The 21,879-nt window shown below is 58.8% G+C and carries 22 protein-coding genes; 12 read left to right on the top strand and 10 right to left on the bottom strand.

What is annotated here, in order from left to right:
• The first annotated feature begins 37 nt into the window (after nt 1–37).
• The 8 genes from amaA (at nt 38) to GPL81_RS03160 (ending at nt 9,464) form a co-directional block, all read left to right on the top strand.
• Nucleotides 38–1,321: an L-pipecolate oxidase gene (gene amaA / locus GPL81_RS03195; protein WP_160105177.1), complete on the top strand. Its 1,284-nt coding sequence runs from the start codon at nt 38–40 to the stop codon at nt 1,319–1,321.
• Nucleotides 1,322–1,685: 364 nt separating this feature from the next.
• Nucleotides 1,686–2,819, top strand: a complete 1,134-nt coding sequence (locus tag GPL81_RS03190; protein WP_160105176.1) for a branched-chain amino acid ABC transporter substrate-binding protein — start codon at nt 1,686–1,688, stop codon at nt 2,817–2,819.
• Between the two features lie 171 nt (nt 2,820–2,990).
• A complete protein-coding gene (locus GPL81_RS03185) occupies nt 2,991–3,905 on the top strand; it encodes an ABC transporter permease subunit (protein ID WP_160105175.1) in 915 nt (304 codons plus the stop codon).
• A 3-nt stretch (nt 3,906–3,908) separates the two neighbouring features.
• On the top strand, nt 3,909–5,192 hold the full coding sequence (livM, locus tag GPL81_RS03180; protein WP_160105174.1) for a high-affinity branched-chain amino acid ABC transporter permease LivM: 1,284 nt from the start codon (nt 3,909–3,911) through the stop codon (nt 5,190–5,192).
• The gene (locus tag GPL81_RS03175) at nt 5,189–6,061 is read left to right on the top strand and encodes an ABC transporter ATP-binding protein (RefSeq protein WP_160105173.1); all 873 of its coding nucleotides are present in this window, start codon (nt 5,189–5,191) and stop codon (nt 6,059–6,061) included. The genes livM and GPL81_RS03175 overlap by 4 nt, the downstream gene beginning before the upstream one ends.
• Nucleotides 6,058–6,774, top strand: a complete 717-nt coding sequence (locus tag GPL81_RS03170; RefSeq protein WP_096513673.1) for an ABC transporter ATP-binding protein — start codon at nt 6,058–6,060, stop codon at nt 6,772–6,774. Before GPL81_RS03175 ends, GPL81_RS03170 begins: the two co-directional genes overlap by 4 nt.
• Nucleotides 6,775–7,615: 841 nt before the next feature.
• The gene (locus GPL81_RS03165; RefSeq protein ID WP_096513672.1) at nt 7,616–8,386 is read left to right on the top strand and encodes an SDR family oxidoreductase; all 771 of its coding nucleotides are present in this window, start codon (nt 7,616–7,618) and stop codon (nt 8,384–8,386) included.
• Nucleotides 8,387–8,558: 172 nt separating this feature from the next.
• Nucleotides 8,559–9,464: a cation diffusion facilitator family transporter gene (locus GPL81_RS03160; RefSeq protein ID WP_160105172.1), complete on the top strand. Its 906-nt coding sequence runs from the start codon at nt 8,559–8,561 to the stop codon at nt 9,462–9,464.
• Nucleotides 9,465–9,577: 113 nt separating this feature from the next.
• On the opposite strand, the gene GPL81_RS03155 is transcribed toward GPL81_RS03160, so the two are convergent.
• The 7 genes from GPL81_RS03155 to GPL81_RS03125 all read right to left on the bottom strand — a co-directional run bounded on the left by GPL81_RS03155 (nt 9,578) and on the right by GPL81_RS03125 (nt 14,722).
• Nucleotides 9,578–10,711, bottom strand: a complete 1,134-nt coding sequence (locus tag GPL81_RS03155) for an AGE family epimerase/isomerase (RefSeq protein WP_160105171.1) — start codon at nt 10,709–10,711, stop codon at nt 9,578–9,580.
• A gap of 192 nt (nt 10,712–10,903) precedes the next feature.
• A complete protein-coding gene (locus GPL81_RS03150; RefSeq protein ID WP_160105170.1) occupies nt 10,904–11,476 on the bottom strand; it encodes a HupE/UreJ family protein in 573 nt (190 codons plus the stop codon).
• Nucleotides 11,477–11,505: 29 nt separating this feature from the next.
• Complete coding sequence (gene ureG / locus GPL81_RS03145) at nt 11,506–12,120, bottom strand: urease accessory protein UreG (protein WP_160105169.1); 615 nt, start codon at nt 12,118–12,120, stop codon at nt 11,506–11,508.
• Between the two features lie 17 nt (nt 12,121–12,137).
• The gene (locus tag GPL81_RS03140; protein WP_160105168.1) at nt 12,138–12,812 is read right to left on the bottom strand and encodes an urease accessory protein UreF; all 675 of its coding nucleotides are present in this window, start codon (nt 12,810–12,812) and stop codon (nt 12,138–12,140) included.
• On the bottom strand, nt 12,809–13,309 hold the full coding sequence (ureE, locus tag GPL81_RS03135) for an urease accessory protein UreE (RefSeq protein ID WP_160105167.1): 501 nt from the start codon (nt 13,307–13,309) through the stop codon (nt 12,809–12,811). The genes GPL81_RS03140 and ureE overlap by 4 nt, the downstream gene beginning before the upstream one ends.
• 179 nt (nt 13,310–13,488) lie before the next feature.
• Nucleotides 13,489–14,121 carry a TetR family transcriptional regulator gene (locus tag GPL81_RS03130; RefSeq protein ID WP_096513666.1) on the bottom strand — a complete coding sequence of 211 codons (633 nt, stop codon included), beginning with the start codon at nt 14,119–14,121 and terminating at the stop codon, nt 13,489–13,491.
• Nucleotides 14,122–14,293: 172 nt separating this feature from the next.
• The gene (locus GPL81_RS03125) at nt 14,294–14,722 is read right to left on the bottom strand and encodes a hypothetical protein (protein ID WP_160105166.1); all 429 of its coding nucleotides are present in this window, start codon (nt 14,720–14,722) and stop codon (nt 14,294–14,296) included.
• Between the two features lie 376 nt (nt 14,723–15,098).
• Between GPL81_RS03125 and GPL81_RS03120 the strand changes: the two genes are divergently transcribed.
• Nucleotides 15,099–17,168 (top strand): AsmA family protein, encoded by a 2,070-nt coding sequence (locus GPL81_RS03120; RefSeq protein WP_160105165.1) that lies wholly within the window; start codon nt 15,099–15,101, stop codon nt 17,166–17,168.
• A 74-nt stretch (nt 17,169–17,242) separates the two neighbouring features.
• Here GPL81_RS03120 and GPL81_RS03115 read toward each other — a convergent pair whose 3' ends face one another.
• From GPL81_RS03115 to GPL81_RS03105, 3 genes are all read right to left on the bottom strand, one after another.
• On the bottom strand, nt 17,243–17,953 hold the full coding sequence (locus tag GPL81_RS03115) for a hypothetical protein (RefSeq protein WP_160105164.1): 711 nt from the start codon (nt 17,951–17,953) through the stop codon (nt 17,243–17,245).
• Between the two features lie 77 nt (nt 17,954–18,030).
• Nucleotides 18,031–18,798 carry a hypothetical protein gene (locus GPL81_RS03110; protein ID WP_160105163.1) on the bottom strand — a complete coding sequence of 256 codons (768 nt, stop codon included), beginning with the start codon at nt 18,796–18,798 and terminating at the stop codon, nt 18,031–18,033.
• Nucleotides 18,799–18,966: 168 nt separating this feature from the next.
• Nucleotides 18,967–19,890 carry a LysR substrate-binding domain-containing protein gene (locus GPL81_RS03105; RefSeq protein ID WP_178122561.1) on the bottom strand — a complete coding sequence of 308 codons (924 nt, stop codon included), beginning with the start codon at nt 19,888–19,890 and terminating at the stop codon, nt 18,967–18,969.
• Nucleotides 19,891–19,999: 109 nt separating this feature from the next.
• Here GPL81_RS03105 and GPL81_RS03100 point away from each other — a divergent pair, with 109 nt between their 5' ends.
• The 3 genes from GPL81_RS03100 to GPL81_RS03090 form a co-directional block, all read left to right on the top strand.
• Entirely contained in the window at nt 20,000–20,638 is a 639-nt protein-coding gene (locus tag GPL81_RS03100) for an FMN-dependent NADH-azoreductase (protein ID WP_160105161.1), read from the top strand.
• Entirely contained in the window at nt 20,639–20,944 is a 306-nt protein-coding gene (locus GPL81_RS03095) for a DMT family transporter (RefSeq protein WP_160105160.1), read from the top strand.
• Between the two features lie 108 nt (nt 20,945–21,052).
• Nucleotides 21,053–21,879, top strand: an 827-nt coding sequence (locus GPL81_RS03090) for an esterase/lipase family protein (protein WP_160105159.1), incomplete at its 3' end; no start/stop codon positions are given.

Genomic DNA, 21,879 nt, shown 5'->3' with positions numbered 1-21,879 from the left:
TTTATCTGTTTGTTAGGTTTCTGATTGGAGTCTGGCAATGCCGTTACGCGAAGAATGTCTATGGGAAAAACTGACACCGCAAAGGCCCGACCATTCGGCGCTCAACGGTGAGGTGAAGGCGGATGTCTGCGTGATTGGCGCCGGTTTTACCGGGCTGTCGGCGGCGGTGCATCTGCTGGAGCAGGGCAAGACAGTGTGTGTGCTGGAAGCCCATCGCGCCGGTCATGGCGGTTCCGGACGCAACGTCGGGCTGGTCAACGCCGGTATGTGGATTCCGCCCGACGAAATCGAGGCCGGTTTTGGCGAGGCGGTCGGCAGTCAGCTCAACCGCATGCTGGGTGCGGCGCCAGCGCTGGTGTTCAGCCTGGTCGACAAATACAACATCGATTGCCAGCTGCGCCGAGAAGGCACGTTGCACATGGCCCACAATGCCCGTGGCGAAGCCGATCTGCGCAGTCGTGAAGAACAATGGAAGCGTCGCGGCGCGCCAGTGGAGCTGCTGACCGGGCAAGCTTGCGAGCAAGCGACAGGCACCAAAAAGATCGCCGCTGCGCTACTCGATCGACGTGCCGGTACCCTCAACCCGATGGGCTATACCACCGGTCTGGCCAACGCGGCCAAGCGCCTGGGCGGTCAATTATTCGATCATTCCCCGGTAACCCGACTCGAACGTCAGGGCCAACTCTGGTCGGTACAGACAGCGCAGGGCTCAGTACTGGCCTCGCAAGTGGTGATTGCCTCCAATGCCTACACCGAAGGCGACTGGACCGAGCTAAAGCGTAATTTCTTCCCCGGTTACTACTACCAGGTGGCGTCGGTGCCGTTGACCGAAGACGCCGCTCAGGAAATCCTGCCGGGTGGGCAGGGCTCGTGGGATACCCGGCAAGTGTTGAGCAGCATTCGGCGCGACAAAGACGGTCGTCTGTTGTTGGGCAGCCTTGGTAACGGCAACCAGAAACCCACCTGGTTCCTCAAGGCCTGGGCTGATCGGGTGCAGCAGCATTACTTCCCCAACCTTAAACCGGTGGAGTGGGAGTGCACCTGGACCGGGCGCATCGCGTTTACGCCCGACCATTTGATGCGCCTGTTCGAACCGGCGCCCGGAATAGTGGCAGTCACCGGTTACAACGGTCGAGGCGTGACCACGGGGACGGTGGTCGGCAAGGCCTTTGCCGATTACCTGTGTAACGGAAATCCTCAAGCGCTACCCATTCCGTTCGCCCCCATGCAGCCATTGGCCGGTGTGGGCCTTCGCAGTTGCCTGTATGAGGCGGGGTTCTCGCTGTATCACGCAGGCCAGTGCCTGCGGATCGTGATCTGAATGTTGAAATTTGTTACTGGAGCGCAGCGCTTTTCGGCGTTGCGACTAGCCTGTAGTGGTGCGTGTTGTAGCAGTTTGCGCACCAGCAGTGTGCAGTTCGGTGACGCACGTTGTTACAGGCTGGTTGCACGCCGTTTGGTGCCGCGGTTGCAATGATGGCGCAGGCAGGTTGCGCCTCGAAGAAAATAAGGTATCACCTTCCGCGGTTTAGACGGTTGCACGCCCAATAAAAATGGGCCCGAAACAGTCGAAATAACAATAAAGCAGCGACTTTTTTAAGAATAAAAAACCGATGGCACGGCCCTTGCTCTGAGCATTCAGTGAAGTCGCAGTGCCAATTAAAAAAACCATGGAGCACCACCTCATGTCCCAGACGTTTTACAAGAAAGGCTTTCTGGCCCTCGCAGTGGCAGCTGCGTTGGGTGTTTCTGCGTTTGCTCAGGCTGACATCAAGATCGGCGTAGCGGGACCAATGACGGGCGCCAACGCAGCATTTGGCGAACAGTACATGAAGGGTGCACAGGCAGCGGCCGATGCGGTCAACGCATCGGGCGGCGTGAACGGGGAAAAAATCGTACTGGTCAAGGGCGACGACGCCTGCGAACCGAAACAGGCTGTGACGGTCGCCAAGGACCTGACCAACCAGAAAGTCGCTGGCGTGGTCGGTCACTTCTGCTCTTCCAACACCATTCCCGCGTCGGAAATCTACGACGAAGCCGGGATCATCGCGATCACTCCAGGTTCCACCAACCCGCAGGTCACCGAGCGTGGCCTGAGTGCCATGTTCCGTATGTGCGGACGTGACGACCAGCAGGGCATCGTGGCCGGCGACTACATTGTCGACGTGCTCAAGGGCAAGAAAGTGGCTGTCCTGCACGACAAGGACACCTACGGCCAGGGCCTGGCGGATGCCACCAAGGCACAACTGATCAAGCGCGGCGTCACGCCGGTGCTGTACGAAGGCCTGACCCGCGGCGAGAAAGATTTCAGCGCCGTTGTCACCAAGATCCGTGCGGCCGGTGCCGACGTGGTCTACTTCGGCGGCCTGCATCCGGAAGCCGGTCCACTGGTTAAACAACTGCGTACCGAAGGCCTCAAAGACGTGAAATTCATGTCCGACGACGGCATCGTGACCGACGAATTGGTGACCACTGCTGGCGGCCCGCAATACGTCGACGGCGTGCTGATGACCTTCGGCGCCGACCCGCGTCTGCTGCCGGACAGCAAGGCCGTGGTGGACACGTTCCGCAAGACTGGCTACGAGCCTGAAGGCTACACCCTGTACGCCTACGCGTCTGTCCAGGCCCTCGCTGCCGCCTTCAATGGTGCCAAATCCAACAAGGGCGAAGACGCAGCTAAGTGGCTGAAAGCGAACCCGGTCAAAACCGTTATGGGCGAGAAGACCTGGGACAGCAAGGGTGACCTGAAAGTCTCCGACTACGTGGTTTACCAGTGGGACAAGGACGGCAAATACCACCAACTGGAAAAACAGAAGTGATATGAGCGGTTGATTTGCCCGGTGCCCCGCGCGCCGGGCAATCCTGAAACATGTCCGTGCAGTACCTGTCTTTTCTCGTAGAGCTGCACACAACCGCATGGTGCCGGCGGCTGAACCCCGGTCCGACACCAGCGGCTTCTGTGCAGTCTCTCAAATGCGTGAGATTGCGTTATGGATGGTATTTTCCTGCAGCAACTGGTCAACGGCCTGACCCTCGGGTCGGTCTATGGCTTGATCGCCATCGGCTACACAATGGTCTATGGCATCATTGGCATGATCAACTTCGCCCACGGCGAGGTTTACATGATTTCCGCTTACCTCGCGGCAATCAGTCTGGCACTGCTGGCTTACTTCGGTATTGAATCCTTCCCGCTGTTGATGCTCGGCACCCTGATCTTCACCATCGTCGTCACGGCGGTGTATGGCTGGGTCATCGAACGTGTCGCCTACAAACCCCTGCGTAACTCCACCCGACTGGCACCGCTGATCAGCGCCATCGGTATTTCGCTGATCCTGCAAAACTACGCTCAGATCGCCCAGGGTGCCCGCCAACAGGGTGTTCCGACACTGCTGACCGGTGCATGGCGCCTCGACGTAGGTAGTGGCTTCGTTCAGCTCACCTACACCAAGATCTTCATTCTGGTCGCAGCGTTCGTCGGGATGGGCCTGCTGACCTACGTCATCAAGTACACCAAGCTCGGCCGCATGTGCCGTGCGACCCAGCAAGACCGCAAGATGGCCTCGATCCTCGGGATCAACACCGACCGCGTGATCTCCTACGTGTTCATCATCGGTGCAGCCATGGCGGCGTTGGCCGGCGTGCTGATCACCATGAACTACGGCACGTTCGACTTCTACGCAGGCTTCGTCATCGGCATCAAGGCCTTCACTGCCGCGGTACTTGGCGGGATCGGCTCTTTACCTGGTGCCATGCTCGGCGGGATTATCCTCGGGATTTCCGAGTCGCTGTTCTCCGGCCTGGTGAACTCGGACTACAAAGACGTCTTCAGCTTCTCGCTGCTGGTTCTCGTTCTGGTCTTTCGGCCTCAAGGCCTGCTCGGCCGTCCTCTTGTGTCGAAGGTGTAAGCGATGTCTTCAACCACTAAAAAAACCATTGATCTCAAAAAAAGTCTGGTTGATGCGATTCTTGCCGGCCTCATCGCCCTGATCGTGTTCGGGCCGATTGTCGGCATCGTGCTCGATGGCTACGGCTTCAACCTGGAAACCAAGCGGGTGGCATGGATTGTTGCCATCGTCATGGCCGGCCGCTTTGCCTTGAGCACATTCCTGCAAACCCCAAAGGGCTTGAGAATCCTCGAAGGATTTGAAACCACCGGCTCCGGAGTGCATGTACTGGCGCCCGATTACAAATCACGTTTGCGCTGGATCATCCCGTTGATGATCGTCCTCGCCGTGGTGTTTCCGTTCTTCTCCAACTCCTATCTGCTGGGCGTGGTCATCCTCGGGCTGATCTACGTGCTGCTGGGGCTTGGCCTGAACATCGTGGTCGGCCTGGCGGGTCTGCTCGACCTTGGCTACGTGGCGTTCTATGCCATTGGTGCCTACGGTCTGGCGCTCGGTTATCAGTACCTGGGACTGGGGTTCTGGACGGTGTTGCCGCTGGCGGCGATCACCGCGGGCCTGGCAGGGTGCATCCTTGGTTTCCCGGTGCTGCGCCTGCACGGCGACTACCTGGCGATCGTGACCCTGGGCTTCGGTGAAATCATCCGTCTGATCCTCAATAACTGGCTGTCCCTGACCGGCGGCCCGAACGGCATGCCGGCGCCGTTGCCGACCTTCTTCGGCCTCGAGTTCGGCAAGCGTGCGAAAGATGGCGGTGTGCCGTTCCATGAGTTCTTCGGCATTGCGTACAACCCCGACGTGAAGTACTACTTCATTTACACGGTGTTGTTCCTGGTGGTTCTGGCCGTGCTGTACATCAAACATCGCTTGACCCGCATGCCGGTCGGTCGTGCCTGGGAGGCCTTGCGTGAAGATGAAATCGCTTGCCGCTCGATGGGTCTGAACCACGTGCTGGTCAAGCTCTCGGCGTTCACCATCGGTGCTTCGACAGCGGGTCTGGCCGGTGTGTTCTTCGCCACCTACCAGGGTTTCGTCAACCCGACCTCGTTCACCTTCTTTGAATCGGCCTTGATCCTTGCCATCGTGGTACTTGGCGGCATGGGCTCGACCATCGGCGTGGTGATCGCGGCCTTCGTACTGACAGTGGCTCCGGAATTGCTGCGTGGCTTTGCCGAATACCGCGTCCTGCTGTTCGGCATCCTGATGGTGTTGATGATGATTTGGCGACCGCGCGGCCTGATTCGGATCAGCCGTACCGGTGTGACCCCGCGTAAAGGAGTAGCGCCATGAGCGAAGTCGTACTCAGTGTCGAAAAACTGATGATGCACTTCGGCGGCATCAAGGCGTTGAACGATGTCAGCCTGAAGGTCAAACGCAACTCGATCTTCGCCCTGATCGGCCCCAACGGTGCCGGCAAGACCACCGTGTTCAACTGCCTGACCGGCTTCTACAAGGCCTCTGGCGGCAAGATCGAACTCGACGTGCGCGGCCAGCAAACCAATGTCATCAAGTTGCTCGGCGAATCGTTCAAGCCGACCGATTTCGTCTCGCCGAAAGCCTTTGCCAGCCGGCTGTTCTACAAGGCATTCGGCGGCACCCATCTGGTGAACCGTGCCGGGTTGGCGCGGACATTCCAGAACATTCGCCTGTTCAAGGAAATGTCGGTGCTGGAAAACCTGCTGGTGGCCCAGCATATGTGGGTCAACCGCAGCATGCTGGCCGGCATTCTCAACACCAAGGGTTATCGCAAGGCTGAAAGCGATGCCCTGGACCATGCATTCTACTGGCTGGAAGTGGTGGACCTGGTGGATTGTGCCAACCGTCTGGCCGGTGAACTGTCCTACGGCCAGCAACGCCGCCTGGAGATTGCCCGGGCCATGTGCACGCGTCCGCAGATCATCTGCCTCGACGAACCGGCCGCCGGCCTCAACCCTCAGGAAACCGAAGCGCTGAGCGCGATGATCCGGCTGCTGCGCGACGAGCACGATCTGACCGTGGTGCTGATCGAACACGACATGGGCATGGTAATGAGTATTTCCGACCACATCGTGGTGCTGGACCACGGCATCGTTATCGCCGAGGGCGGTCCCGATGACATCCGCCACGACCCGAAAGTGATTGCCGCGTACCTGGGCGCCGACGAAGAGGAGGTGGTATGAGTAAATCCATACTCGAACTCAAGGCGCTGGACGTGTTCTACGGGCCGATCCAGGCCCTGAAGAAAGTCTCGCTGCACATCAACGAAGGTGAAACCGTCAGCCTCATCGGCTCCAACGGCGCCGGCAAGTCGACCCTGTTGATGTCGATCTTCGGTCAGCCCCGGGCGGCGGACGGGCAGATTCTTTACCAGGGTGTGGACATCACCCACAAATCGTCGCACTACATCGCGTCCAACGGCATCGCGCAGTCGCCGGAAGGCCGGCGGGTGTTCCCTGACATGACCGTCGAGGAAAACCTGCTGATGGGCACCATTCCGATCGGCGACAAATACGCCAAGGAAGACATGCAGCGCATGTTCGAGCTGTTCCCGCGGCTCGAAGAACGGCGCAACCAGCGGGCCATGACCATGTCCGGTGGCGAGCAGCAAATGCTCGCCATCGCCCGGGCGTTGATGAGCCGGCCGAAGCTGCTGTTGCTCGACGAGCCGAGCCTGGGCCTGGCCCCGATCGTGGTGAAGCAGATCTTCGCCACCCTGCGGGAACTGGCCAAGACCGGCATGACCATCTTCCTGGTGGAGCAGAACGCCAATCACGCCCTGAGGCTGTCGGACCGGGCGTACGTGATGGTTAACGGCGAGATCCGCATGAGCGGCACAGGCAAGGAGTTGCTGGTCAACGAGGATGTGCGTAACGCCTATCTCGGCGGGCACTGAGTTTTCGTTGTTATGCACAAGCCCCGGCGCGAAAGCTCCGGGGCTTTTTTACATCTCCCATACCCACTGCCCCTGTAGGAGCCGGCTTGCCGGCGAAGACGGCGTCACATTCGACATCATCGGCACTGATCCACCGCTTTCGCCAGCAAGCCGGCTCCTACAAGGGGCAATGGTGGGAGGTAAACGGAAATTGTGGAAAACAATATTCTCAAGCTCCGTAACCGCGACATAAAGCCGCTGCAAATAGTTGTTTTGTCACGGTTTTGACTTGTCCCCGTTTACTGTGGAGCTGGCTGTGAATAACGTGGGTGTAGCTGGCTGAGAGCCTTTGAATTCGTGGCTTCCAGCGCTGTGGTTGTTTTTTGCTCAGGCGTTTTTGCCAGGCCTCTGGGTGGCTTTGTCAACTTTTTTCTTGATGACAAAAGTGCCTTGAATCGGGGTGGATAAGCCTGTGGATAAGTCTGTGATTAAACTCTGGAAAGACTCGGCTGAAGGCCGTAGTTACTGGCTTGCGGCCATCGTCGAGTTGACTGCCTGGTCGAGAAATTGGCCATGGGCTACACGGCGGGCTTGTGAGGGTCAAGCGAAAAAATTTTCAAATCCCTCGCAAAGCCTTGTGGTGAGCGGCTTGCAGCATTTCGACTTGCCCCCGGAAAGTGTGGATGGGGCTGTGGATAAGGTGCGTGCACATGGCTGCAGGTCACGGTGCATAAGGCATTGCCCAGGTTGATCGATTTCTGTACAGCTTGTGCGGTGGTTGCCGGTGCGTGCAAGGCCGGGCATGCTGCCAGCTGATTTTCTATTCCAATGGCTGACCATCGGCCGAAGCAAGGAGAACACGATGTCCAACACCCTGTTTATTACCGGCGCGACCTCCGGTTTTGGTGAAGCCTGTGCCCGTCGTTTTGCCGAAGCCGGCTGGAAACTGGTGCTGACCGGCCGTCGTGAAGAACGCCTCAACGCCCTGTGCGCCGAACTGTCGAAGCAGACCGAGGTGCATGGCCTGGTACTGGATGTGCGCGATCGCAAGGCCATGGAAGAAGCCATCGCCAACTTGCCGCCTTCGTTCGCCAAGCTGCGCGGGCTTATCAACAATGCGGGGCTGGCCCTTGGCGCTGATCCGGCGCCCAAGTGCAGCCTGGACGACTGGGACACCATGGTCGATACCAACATCAAGGGCCTGATGTACAGCACCCGCCTGCTGCTGCCTCGCCTGATCGCCCACGGTCGTGGCGCCGGTATCGTCAACCTCGGTTCCGTCGCCGGCAGTTACCCGTATCCGGGCAGCCATGTGTATGGCGGGACCAAAGCCTTCGTCCAACAGTTCTCCCTGAGCCTGCGCTGCGATCTGCAAGGGACTGGCGTGCGGGTCAGCAACATCGAACCGGGCCTGTGCGAGAGCGAGTTTTCGCTGGTGCGCTTCGCCGGTGATCAGGAGCGTTACAACGCCACTTATGCCGGTGCCGACCCGATCCAGCCGCAGGACATTGCCGAGACCATTTTCTGGGTCCTCAATGCCCCGGCGCACATCAATATCAACACCCTGGAGCTGATGCCGGTGAGCCAGACCTGGGCCGGGTTTGCGATTGATCGCAGTGGTGGCAAGGCTTAAGACCGCGTAACGGCCATTCGCGAGCAGGCTCGCTCCCACAAGGATTGCGCTGAGCCTGTGGGGGAGAGCTAGCCCGCGAAGGGGGCGGAACAGACGCCGCAGGACATCAGCTAGACTCCTCCCTCAAGTAACCCGCCACACCCGGCGGTTAAGAGGTATTAGAGGAGAGCGAGTGAGCAATCGAGGCGAGCAGGCGCTGCTCAAGCAATCGACCTTCCTGATGCTGGTGGTGACATTCGCCGGGATCATCACCGGGTTTGTCTCGGGCTCCCAATCCATCCTGTTCGATGGCTTCTTCTCGCTGGTAGCAGCCTTCATCAAGGTCCTGATGCTGATCACCGCCAAGCTGATCGCCAAGGAAAGCAATCAGCGCTTCCAGTTCGGCTCCTGGCACCTGGAACCCATGGTGCTGGTGATCGAAGGCAGTTTTCTGTTGCTGGTGGCCATTTATGCCTTTCTCAACGGCGTGTTCGGCATCATCAGCGGTGGCCGCGAGGTCGAGCTCGGCCTGGTGATCCTTTACGCGTCGGTGTTCACCATCGTCGAGCTCATCTATTTTTTCTACGTCCGCCATCGCAATCGCACGCTCAAATCATCGCTGATCAAGTTCGACAACATCAGTTGGCTGGTGGACGCGATGCTCACGGCCGGCCTGCTGGTGAGTTTCCTCATCGCGCTGCTGCTCAAGACTCAGGGCTACGACAAATGGGCGTTGTATGTCGACCCGATGATTCTGATTCTGCTGGCCTTGGGTATGCTCCCTCCGGCATTCCAAATCCTCGGTCCGGCGTTGCGCGATGTGCTGGGAATTGCCCCGGATCAACTGGACGACAAGGTGCGCCAGGTGATGGAAGAGGCCAAGATCGAGCACGGTTTCGACGACTACATTTCCTACGTGCAGAAGCACGGTCGTGCGTGTTTTATCGAGATTCACGTCGTGTTGCCGAAGGATTATTGGCTGGACGGTGTGGGGCAGCTGGACAGTCTGCGAGAGGAAATTTCCACAAAACTTGGCGCGCCGGACGCCGCGCGATGGCTGACGATCAGTTTTACCGGGGATCGCAAGTGGATTGAGTGAAGGCCGTTGACCTCTTCGAGGTCAGTCGTCGGATCGCCGCCCGGCCGGCTCGCTCCCACAGAGGAATGAGATCAACTGTAGGAGCGAGCCTGCTCGCGAAAGCGATCTGAGCATTAACGCAGATATTCAGCCAACCCGGCATAGCAGGTCGCCAGGTGATAAGGCGTGGTTGATGGCATGTCCAGGCGGCTCACTTCACCGTGCTCGTCACGGCATTCATACCAACCACCCGCGTGCAGCGATCGTTGTTGCAGCGCCTGCAATTGGCGCAGCACCAGGACCTCGCTGTTGGGGCGTAGCGTCAGTGCACGCAGGTACTCGGCTTGAGCCCAGATTCGCTGGGTGGCGTCCCGCAAGCCTCCATCCGGCCCAAGATCGAGCATGGCCCGCACGGCCCCCGTCTGTTGGTCGACGCCCAATTGCTCTGTGAACGCAAACGCGCGCTCCAGCGAAGCGTGCAATTTCGAACCGCGTAGCAGGTCGGAGGACTCCAGCAGGAAATACCATTCGAACTGATGCCCCGGTTCAAACCAGTTATCCACAGCGCCCAGCGGTTTTTCCATTAGCACATTCTGTTGCGGATCGATGAAGCGCTTCTGCATGGCTGTGCATAACTCGACGAGCGCTCGTTGCACAGCCAGGTCTTCGCGCACTGACAACGTGGCGAGGAAGGCTTCCGCCAGATGCATCAATGGGTTTTGCAGAGGGCCGGTTTCAAGGGTTGCCCAGTCGCGATCCAGGCACGCTTCGTAGAGGCCATCGCCGGTCGCGAATCGTCGTGCGATGACTTCCAGGGCAGCGTTGAGCACCGACTCCACCAGCGGCTCGCGGACTTTGTCCCAGTAATGGGCGCAGGCAAACAGGATGAAGGCGTGGGTGTAGAGGTCTTTGCGCTGATCCAGCGGCGCTCCGTGCGGGTCGATGCTGTAGAACCAGCCGCCGTGCTCGGCATCGTGAAAATGCCGCTGCAAGGAGCGGAACAGTGCCGCGGCGCGCTCTTCGGCCTTTGGCACCTGGCCGATCAGACTGGCAAACAGATACAGCTGTCGTGCGCAGGCCATCGCCCGGTAGCGCTGTGGGGGCAGCGGCTGGTGCCCGGCATCCAGCGCTTCATAAGGCAACGCCATGTCGGCATTCCAGCCGGGGCCTTGCCAGAGCGGCACGATCACGTTCAGGAAGTGCTGTTGCACCGAAGTGAACAGAGCGGTCAGATCGGGCTGGGAGGCGGAGCGGGAAACAGGCGGCATTGGCTGGCGTCGTCACGGCAGGGTTGATTGCGCGACATGTTAGCAGGCCTGAGAGGTGTGTTGTCTGTCAGGCCCTCATCGCGGGCAAGCCTCGCTCCCACAGGATTTGTGCCGGACTGCAATGTTGTGGGCAACACATAACCTGTGGGAGCAAGGCTTGCCCGCGATGAGGCCATCACAGGCAATAAAGAATCAGCCTGCCAGCAACCAGATCCCAGTCGCCGCCGAAGCCCCCCCCGCCAGTCGAACAACTGGCGCAGCTGCCTGAGGTAACAATCGCACCACGGCATAACCGGCTGCATGCAACACCGCCGTCGCCACCACAAATCCGACTGCATAGGTCCACGGACTCGACATGTCAGGCAATTCCAGCCCATGAGCCACGCCATGAAACAAGGCAAACAATGCCGTCGCGGCCACCGCCAGGCTCAACGGAGGACGCGCCGCCAGAGCCACCGCCAGGCCCAGCGCCAGCACGGACGCGGCAATCCCGCTTTCCAGCGCTGGTAGATTCAGCCCTTCGAAACCCAGCAACCCGCCGAGCAACAGGATGCCGACAAAGGTGCATGGCAGAGCCCAGCGCGCAGCACCTTTTTGTTGCGCTGCCCACAGACCGACTGCGAGCATCGCCAGCAAGTGGTCGAGGCCGCCGATCGGATGGCTGATGCCGGCGATCAAGCCGTTGTCGCCATGCCCCGGGTGGGCAAAGGCGAGGGCCGGGGACAGCAGCAGGGCCAGGGCGCCCAGGATGCGTTTGAGTGTCATGGGTAAGCTTCCTTGTTGATCAGTGGAGGTCAGGCCGCGGTCAGCAGGCCCTGTCGTTCAATGAAGGCGATGATTTCTTCCAGGCCCTGACCGGTTTTCTGGTTGCTGAAGACGAACGGCTTGCCGTTGCGCATGCGCGTGGTGTCGCTGTCCATCAGGGTCAGTGATGCCCCCACCAGCGGTGCAAGATCGATTTTATTGATCACCAGCAGATCGGATTTGCAGATCCCCGGGCCTCCCTTGCGAGGCAGTTTGTCGCCGGCCGAGACGTCGATCACGTAAATGGTCAGGTCTGACAGTTCCGGGCTGAAGGTTGCCGAGAGGTTGTCGCCACCGGATTCCACCAGAATCAGGTCCAGACCCGCAAAGCGGCGGTTGAGTTGATCCACGGCTTCGAGGTTGATCGAGGCGTCTTCGCGGATCGCCGTATGCGGGCAGCCACCGGTTTCCACGCCGATGATGCGCTCCGGCGCCAAGGCCTGGTTGCGCACCAGAAAGTCGGCGTCTTCACGGGTGTAGATGTCGTTGGTCACGACAGCCAGGTTGTAGCGGTCGCGCAGGGCCAGGCATAGGGCCAGGGTCAGGGCGGTCTTGCCGGAGCCGACCGGGCCGCCGATGCCGACGCGCAGGGGTTGTGTGTTCATGTGGTTCTCCAGGGGGACTAGGAACGAAACAGGCGGCTGTATTGGCGCTCGTGGGCCATACACGCCAGGGACAGGCCAAAAGTGGCACTGCCGTAGTGTTCGGGGGTGATGCCGGTGGCGTTGTGCTGGGCTTGCTGTAACAGCGGCAGCAATTCGCTGGTCAGGCGCTGTGCGGCCTGTTGGCCCAGCGGCAGGGTTTTCATCAGCACCGCCAATTGGTTTTCCAGCCAGCTCCAGAGCCATGCAGCCAATGCATCCTGGGGACTGATCCGCCAGGCACGTGCGGCCAGCGCCCAACCCAGGGCCAAGTGCGGTTCGGGGTGCTGTTCGAGGAAAGCGCAGGCTGTTGTATCCAGCTCCGGCAAGCCGTTGAGCAATTGTTGCAAGGAGTAACCCATCTGCCGGCTCTCTTGATGCAGCTCGCGGGTTTCCCGGCTGGCGCGGTGTTCTTCGCAGCGTTGCAGCAGTTCGCCCCAGTTTTCCTCGAAGGCGGCCACGCAATGAGCGAGCAGCAGCGGGGCTTCGAAACGGGCGAGATTGAGCAGCAATTGATCGCTGATCCAGCGTCGTGCGCTGTCGGGATCGTTCACGCGGCCGTTCTCCACCGCCATTTCCAGGCCTTGGGAGTAGCTGTAGCCGCCAATCGGCAATTGCGGACTGGCCAGACGCAACAGCGCCCAGGCGGCGTTCATGGGCGTACGCCGAACTGGTGCAGTTTGGGCGGGTAGTTGAAGTCTTCGTCGCCGTGACGCGAATGGTGGTGACCGCCGCCGTACGCACCGTGTTCCGGCTGGAACGGCGCTTCGATGTGCGAGGGGGTGGCGCCCAATTGTTCGAGCATGGCCTTGAGCACGTAATCGTCGAGCAGGCGTAACCAGCCGTCGCCAATCTGCAAGGCGACGTGGCGATTGCCCAAGTGATAGGCGGCACGGGTCAATTCGAATGCATTGGCGCAGGTGACGTGCAGCAGCTGTTCCGGACGGGCACAAACACGGACGATGCGCCCGTCTTCGGCTTGCAGGCACTCGCCGTCATACAGGGGCGATTGACCGCGCTCCAAAAACAACCCGACGTCTTCGCCCTCGGCACTGAAACAGCGCAAACGGCTTTTGCTCCGCGCTTCGAAAGTCAGGTGCAACTCGGCGGCCCAGACGGGTTGAGGGTCGATTCTGCGATGAATCACCAGCATCGGAAAGCTTCCAGCAATGGACAATGCTCAGGCTAGAGCAAGGGGCTTGCCAATCGGGGGAGTGCGTAGGAAATGCCTGTCAGAGCTTGGTTGTTGCTTCAGTTGTTGCGGCAATTTGGTGCGCGACGGTGAAGGGCGCACCAAATGATGGCGGGGGCGGTGTTGTGTGCAGGGCCGGGTTATTCGGTGCTGCCGAGGCCTTGCCAGTGCTTCAATCCGATAAAGATGAACCGCAACTGCTGGGTGATCTTTGCCTGGGGCGTCAGATGCTCGGGCAATGCCTCGGCCGGCGGGTCGATGATGTCGGGCAAGGTGGCGAATACACTCTTGACGATCAGGTCCGCCATCACGCTCAGACCGGCAATGTCCAGGTGTTGCAGCTTTGGCATCAATGACAGATCGGCAGCCAGGTCCGAGCTGATATCTTCGCGCAAACGGCCAATGGCCAGGCGCACCGGGAGTGAACCGCCGTATTGCTCGCGGGCAAGAAACAGAAATTGCGAACGGTTGGCCGAAACCACATCGAGAAAAATCCGCACTGACGCATCGATGATTCCGCCCATGACGAATTCGTTATGTCGCACCAACCGGATGGTTTCGCGGAAGGTCTGGCCGACTTCGCTGACCAGCACCAGGCCCAGTTCATCCATATCGGCGAAATGCCGGTAGAAACCGGTCGGGACGATACCGGCGGTTTTCGCCACTTCGCGCAGGCTCAGGCTGCCGAATCCTCGGCCGCCTTCCATCAGGTGGCGGGCAGCGTCCATCAGGGCGTTGCGGGTTTGTTGTTTCTGTTCGGCGCGGGGCAACATCGCAAGGGCGTTTTCTGGAGAAGGGGAGCGGCGCACTCTAGCAAATCGGCTTTGCCGGCGTCGAACGACGAAAGGGAGATCCAGCGCAGAAGGTACGGCGTTGTAAGGTGAGTGGCCAGAAAGTCAAAAGCCCAATCCGGTGATTGGGCTTCTTTTCAGGGCCGCCATGGGCTTAGCTCATAGCGCTGTTGCGTTCGATGACACGGTCACCACCATCAGCGGCAACGGTTTGACCTTGTGGAGTCTTGTCATAGCCGTCAGCGGCAACGGTTTGACCTTGTGGAGTCTTGTCATAGCCATCAGCGGCAACGGTTTGACCTTGTGGGGTTTTGTCGTAGCCGTCAGCGGCAATGGTTTGACCTTGTGGGGTTTTGTCGTAGCCGTCAGCAGCAACGGTTTGACCTTGTGGAGTCTTGTCGTAGCCGTCCTGAGTAATCAGGCCTTTTTCTTTCAGGCGATCGTTACCGCCTTCCGCCAGGGTTTGGCTGAATACCGAGTGGCTGTCTTTGACTTGCGGAGTAGCCTGGTCAGCGGCCGGCAGTGCGAAAGCAGTGCTGGCCAACATAGAGAGGGAAAGGCTAAGCAGTAGTTGGCGTTTCATGATTGGGTGCTCCGTGGGGCGGCGATAAATTGGGTACAAGGGCAATGCTACTCTCGATAAGTCGATATAAAAGTTCATAAACGCAATGTTAATAATCAACGGAATTGATTGTTCGCTGCAGCCCTTATAAATCGGGCCTTTGCGGTGTGCCAAGGTGGGTATTTTCGACTCACTTTCACCCCACAAAAGTGCGGGTGTGGTAACGCGAAATGGGAAGCAAGAGCAGCAATCGAGTGGTCGATTGCGGCAAAATCGCTTTTTCGATTAAACCTGCGCACCGTTTGCCAGTCGTAGATTCCATAGCGGGCCGGTTCTGGTGCTGCGTTTCTCATGGGCGTCGCAGTCCGGCGCTCAGTCGTATCAGGAGCTTTGTGCAATGACGCGCACTCGTAAAATTCTCGCCTGGACCTTCACCAGCCTGGTTGTACTGCTGGCGGTGCAGGTACTGGTCATCGTGTTCTTCGATTGGAACCGGATCAAACCACCCCTCAATGCCAAGGTTTCCGAAGAGTTGCACCGCCCGTTCGCGATCAACGGCAACCTGGCGGTGATCTGGCGGCGCGAGCTTGATGAGGGGGGCTGGCGCGCGTGGGTGCCGTGGCCGCATGTGGTGGCCGAAGATTTGACCCTGGGCAACCCGGACTGGTCGAAAACGCCACAGATGGCCAGCCTCAAGCGCGTGGAACTGCGCATTTCGCCCCTGGCCTTGCTGGCGCAACGGGTGGTGATCCCGCGCATCGACCTGACCGAACCCAATGCCGAGCTGCAACGCCTGGCGGACGGACGTGCCAACTGGACCTTCAAGTTCGATCCGAAAGACCCGAATGCCAAACCCTCGAACTGGGTGGTGGATATTGGTGCGATCGGCTTCGACAAAGGTCACGTCACCCTTGACGATCAGAACCTGAAGACGCAGCTCGATCTATTGATCGATCCACTGGGCAAGCCGGTTCCATTCAGCGACATCGTTGGCGAAAAAAGCGCGAAAGCCGCACAGGAGAAGGGGGCGGCCCCGCAAGACTATGCGTTTGCCCTGAAGGTCAAAGGCCAGTACCACGGCCAGAAACTCGCGGGCGAGGGCAAAGTCGGCGGCCTGCTGGCCTTACAGGATGCGGCCCGACCGTTTCCGTTGCAGGCTCAGGTGAAAATCGCCGACACCAGCGTCGAACTGGCCGGCACCCTGACCGACCCGATGAACCTCGGCGCCCTGGATCTGCGCTTGAAGCTGGCCGGTACCAGCCTGGGCAATCTCTATCCTCTGACCGGTGTGACCCTGCCGGATACACCGCCCTATACCACCGACGGTCACCTGATAGCCAGGCTGCATGAGCCAGGGGGCGCGGTGTTTCGCTATGAAGAGTTCAACGGCAAGATCGGCACCAGCGATATCCATGGCAACTTGAGTTACGTCGCCAGTCAGCCGCGGCCGAAACTCAGCGGGTCATTGCTGTCCAATCAACTGCTGTTTGCCGATCTGGCCCCGCTGATCGGCGCTGACTCCAATGCCCAGCAAAAGGCCCGTGGCGGCGAGAGCAAACAGCCGGCGGACAAGGTGCTGCCGGTCGAAGAGTTCAAGACCGAGCGCTGGCGCGATATGGACGCTGATGTCGAGTTCTCTGGCAAGCGCATCGTCCACAGCGAAAAACTGCCGTTCAACGACCTCTACACCCATCTGGTGCTCACCGATGGCGTGCTCAGCCTCGAACCGCTGCGGTTCAGCGTGGCGGGCGGCAAGCTGGACGCGCAAATCCGCCTGAACGGTCGCACTGAACCCTTGGAGGGCAACGCAAAACTCACCGCGCGCGGTTTCAAACTCAAGCAGTTGTTTCCGACCTTCGAACCGATGAAAACCAGTTTCGGTGAGCTCAATGGCGATGCCGATATCACCGGCCGCGGCAACTCGGTGGCCAGGTTGTTGGGCAGTGCCAACGGCAATCTGAAAATGCTGATCAACGACGGCGCAATCAGTCGCGAGTTGATGGAGCTGGCCGGGTTGAACGTCGGCAACTACGTGGTGGGCAGGATCTTTGGCGACAAGGAAGTGAAGATCAACTGCGCGGCCGCCGACTTCGACATCAAGACAGGCCTGGCCACTACACGGCTGTTCGTTTTCGATACCGAGAACGCGATTGTCTATATCGATGGCACGGCGAACATGGCGACCGAGCAACTGGACCTGACCATTACCCCGGAATCCAAGGGCTGGCGCTTGATTTCATTGCGTTCGCCTCTGTACGTGCGGGGTAAGTTCATCAAGCCCGAAGCCGGGGTGAAAGCAGTACCCCTGATGTTGCGCGGGGCGGGGATGGTGGCACTGGGCGTGATTGCCGCACCGGCGGCGGGGTTGCTGGCATTGGTGGCGCCGAGCGGCGGCGAAACGAATCAGTGCGCGCCGTTGCTGGAGCAGATGAAGGCGGGCAAGGCACCCAAAACGGTGAAAAACTGAGGTGTGTTAAAGCAATGTTTGATCGCTGCCGGATCAAACGTCCAGGAGCGATCAAACATGATGTCTGGCGGGCATTAACCCAGACGGGTTGGTACTGGAACATGCAACAAGTCGGTGTGGATGCGATTGCCTATTTTTTTCAGGACAGTCGCTCTGACCTTGTCGTACTCGCGTGCATCCAGTGTACTGACCAACAACCACATGTTGGATTTTCCATCCTTGATGGAGTTGAGGACGGGTTGATCGAGGATGTCGATACTAATCCCGGCCTTGGTCTTGAAGGCAACCTGCAGGGTGATGATGCTCGCATTTTTGCAGACAATGGTAAGCCGGATTGAAGTGGCAACCGGCTTTTTCGTCGAAGGAACGTCACCGGTGTCGATGCTTGGGGTAAACGCATTGACCTGAAGTTTATCTAAAATGTGTTGGAGTACCGGTGACTGTGTGGGTGTTTTTTTTAACTGCAAAAAGGCGTTGAGTAGAGCTTGTTTTGCTTCTTTAGTCAGGGACGTTCCTATGCCTGCTTCGACGGTTTCCAAAAGGCTTATGTTGGAGAAGTCGGAGTGCCTGAACGCTCGGCTTTTTTCAACCCAGCCCAATTTGCTCACAGTAGTTACATAGTCGGAGAATAGTTGCTCCCGGCTGTTGGGGGTTTTCGAAGTTGATACGAGCTCACCCAGCAGGCTGGAGTTCAAAATGTCTTTTTTGAATTCCTTTCCCTGGTCGCCCAAAAAAACGGTGATATTACCGTTGGCTAGATAAATGTCATAAGTTGAGGGGTCCATAATTTAGTTGCTCGAGGCCTGTGAGTGAAATTTGTTTAAAATGGCATGTTGTTTGTCGATTTAAATATTCGCTGATTTTAAAAGTCAGGAAGGTTATCAATGTATTTATTTGCGGCGTCGGCGTATTTGCTTATCAGTTTGTCGCGTATTCCAGAGAAAGTTCTACTGCTAAGATACATGTGCACTGCGCCGGTTTTAATGGTGGTGGATTGTTTCGTGGATTTCCAGAACAGGATGCCACGGGTACTTTCCCGCGCATCAAGGGAGATGCAGTTAAGGACCATGTTCGCTTGACCGTGGTTGTCGGTCCAGACCGGTGCAATATCAAACTTGGCCTGGGTGCCGAGTTTAGACTCGCGATTGAAAATCCCGATTGCCTTGGGGTTTTTTTGTACGGCATCTACTGCGAGCTTCGAGACCTTTGACAGTGTGGTAGCGGCACTTGGGGAAAGCAGGCCGGCGACAACTTCAAGGGCGACCTGGTCCATCGTCAGGCCAACCCTTTTGATGGTGGTCTCTTGCAAATTCTTTGCCTGGAATGCCCAGCCAATGTTTGACAAGCCCGTGACATATTCTTTATACCATTCAAATAGTTGTTTCTCATCGGGGTATTTTTTAGTTGCGGCATTCTGCATGATCAGTTTGCACAGGTTCACGTCGTCAATGATTTGCTCTGATACGCCTGGGAGAAATGCGTTTATTGTGTCTGGCATTACACTCGCAGTTGGCTTGTTAATGTCGTGAGGTGGTTGGGCTTCAGATGGGTCAGCGAATGCCCGCGGCATTATGATGGGTGGTAACGATGGCAGGGAGTCGATAAATTCGAGTCGTTGCTCAAGATGCATGGCTGTATTCCTTTACTTTATTCTGTGGGAACAACCGTTTGGTTGTGGTTGTTAGAATAATTTCATCCTGAAAAAAGTCTATGCGGTGTTTGTAACTTCAAGTTCTGTTTACAGTTGGGTGGTGGTTAATGTGTGTTTGGATTTTAAGGTGGTGATTAGCGGTGAAAATTAGTTGCCTGTTTGCAGCAACTTTCCGGACATTAACGCTTCTTCACGCAGCCACGCAAAAAACGCTCGTACCGGCGGATGTCGCTCCCTTCCCGGCACGCACAAAGCGCTATACCCGGCGCCCTCGACCTGCACCTCGCCCCGGTAAGGCAACAGCAAGCCGCTGGCCACGCTTTCGGACACCAGAATATTGCTCGCCAGCACCATCCCTTGCCCGGCAATCGCCGCTTGCAGGGCGTAATGCTCTTCATCGTATTCGCGCACGGCGGGGTGGCCCGTCAGCCAGGACTCGCCGGACCGGGCGCACCAGGCCTCCCAGCCGTGTGCATAGAGTTTGGAGTTGTGCCAGCGCACGCTGATCAGCGTCGGTGTACGAGCCGTCGCCAGGGCGACTTGTTCCGGTGAGCCATAGACACCGAAGGTTTCGTCGAACAGGCACAAGCCATGCAGGTTCGGATAGTCACCGAGGCTGTAGCGCAGCACCAGGTCGACACTGGCGTCCTGATGCAGATCGATGACCTCGCAATGGGTGTCGAGGCGCAGGCTGATATTCGGATGGCGGGCGTAGAAGCGACCCAGGCGCGGCACCAGCCATAGGGCGGCGAAGGCGGCGGTGGTGGAGATCGTCAGGCTCGTGCCGCTGCGTTGCGGGCGCAGGGTATCGACGCTTTGCGCCACTTCCAGAAAAGCGCCGTGCAAGCTGTGGAACAGCCGTTCGCCGCAGTCGGTCAGGCGCACCTGGCGCGGCAGGCGCTCGAACAGCGGCACGCCGAGCCAGGTTTCCAGCGAACGGATCTGATGGGACACCGCCGTCGGGGTCACAGAAAGTTCTTCGGCGGCGGCCTTGAAACTGAGCAGGCGCGAAGCGGATTCGAAGGCGCGCAGGGCGGTCAGCGGCAAGGAAGCGAACATTGAGTGCTCCATGGATGAAACAGATTCATCCAGACTGATTTTTGCTCAGTTGAACAGGGGCAGCTGCAAGCTTGAAGCTGCATGCCACAGGTTGTTCGAGTTTAGCCCCAAGGAGATTCAGATGAGCACAATTCTTGCGATACATGCCAGTCCGCGTGGTGAGCGTTCGCATTCCCGGCGTTTGGCCGAAGTGTTCTTGTCAGCCTGGCAGGCGCGCAACCCCCATGCGCAACTGACCCGACGCGAAGTCGGCCGGGCGTTGATTGCGCCGGTCAACGAGGCTTTCGTGGCCGCGGCGTTTTACCCCGAACCCGACGCCCGACCGCTGACGATGCAGGCCGACCTGGCGTTCAGCGATGAACTGGTTGGCGAGTTGCTGGGTCATGACTTGCTGGTGATTTCCACGCCGATGCACAACTTCAGCGTACCCAGCGGCTTGAAAGCCTGGATCGATCAGATCGTGCGGCTCGGGCTGACCTTCAATCACACGCTGGACAACGGCGTGGCTCAATACGAGCCGTTGGTGCCAGGCAAAAAGGCGCTGATTGTCACCAGTCGCGGCGGATTCGGTTTTGGTCCGGGCGGCGAGCTGGAAGCCATGAACCATGCCGATCCCTTGCTGCGTACGGTATTGGGTTTTATCGGCATCACCGATGTCACAGTGGTTGCCGCCGAAGGTGAAGAGTCTGAGGCCCGTACCTTCGAAGTCTCCGCGGCCGAGGCCGAGCAGCGCTTGCTCGCGCTGGCCAGGGAGTTCTAGATGGCCTGGTGGTTTTTGCTGATCGCCGCCGGGTTCGAAGTCACCTTCGCCATGGGCATGAAGTACGCCGAGGGCTTCACCCGGTTGTGGCCGTCGCTGATCACCGTATTGGCGGCAGTGGGCGGGGTGTATTTCCTGACCCTGGCGATGCGTGAGTTGCCGGTGAGTATCGCCTACCCGATCTGGACCGCCATCGGTTCGCTGGGCACGGTGTTTCTCGGTTTTGCATTGCTGGGTGAAAGCCTGACTGCGGTGAAGTTGCTGTCGGTCGGGCTGATCGTGGCGGGTGTAGTGGGGTTGAAGTAGGGCGGATGTCATAGACTGGTCGTCGAGTTGTCATATTCGCTGGCGATGCTTGGCGGGTGAATTGCCTCCCGTCTTGCATTACCCCCCCGATCACCAGGACGTCTGCCCATGTCGCAAGGTTTTGCCCCGCGCTACCCCCTGGTGCTGGTCCCGGGAATGCTCGGGTTCGTGCGGTTGCTGCTCTATCCGTACTGGTACGGGATCGTTTCGGCGTTGCACCAGGGCGGTGCCGTGGTGTTTGCGGTGCAAGTGTCACCGATCAACTCCAACGAAGTGCGGGGCGAACAATTGCTCGCGCGGATCGAAGAGATTCTTCGCGAAACCGGTGCTGAAAAGGTCAACCTGATCGGCCATAGCCAGGGCGCGCTGACCGCTCGGTACGCTGCCGCCAAGCGACCGGATCGGGTGGCGTCGGTGACGTCGGTGGCGGGGCCGAATCATGGCTCGGAGCTGGCGGATTATCTGCATCGACACTATCCCCATGACAGTGTTCGCGGCCGGCTGCTGAGCTTTTTGCTGCACCTGGTCGGGGCGTTGATGAGCCTGTTGGAAACCGGTTATCGCGGGCCGAAGCTTCCGGTGGATATCCATGGATCCCATCACTCGCTCACCACTGAAGGCGTGGCGCTGTTCAATCAGCGTTATCCACAGGGGGTGCCCGAAACCTGGGGCGGACAGGGCGCGGAAGAGGTGAACGGCGTGCGTTATTACTCCTGGTCCGGCACCTTGCAACCAGGCAAGACCGATCGCGGACGCAACCTGCTCGATGGCACCAACCGCACTTGTCGATTGTTTGCCAGAAGCTTCGTGCGCGAGGCCGACCATTGCGACGGGATGGTCGGGCGCTACAGCTCACACCTGGGGACGGTGATTGGCGATGAATATCCACTGGACCACTTCGACATCGTCAATCAGTCGCTGGGGTGGGTGGGCAA

Origin of the sequence: Pseudomonas izuensis, from assembly GCF_009861505.1 — a bacterium.
GTDB lineage: Bacteria > Pseudomonadota > Gammaproteobacteria > Pseudomonadales > Pseudomonadaceae > Aquipseudomonas > Aquipseudomonas izuensis.
This window is presented reverse-complemented; position numbering and strand designations above follow the sequence as displayed.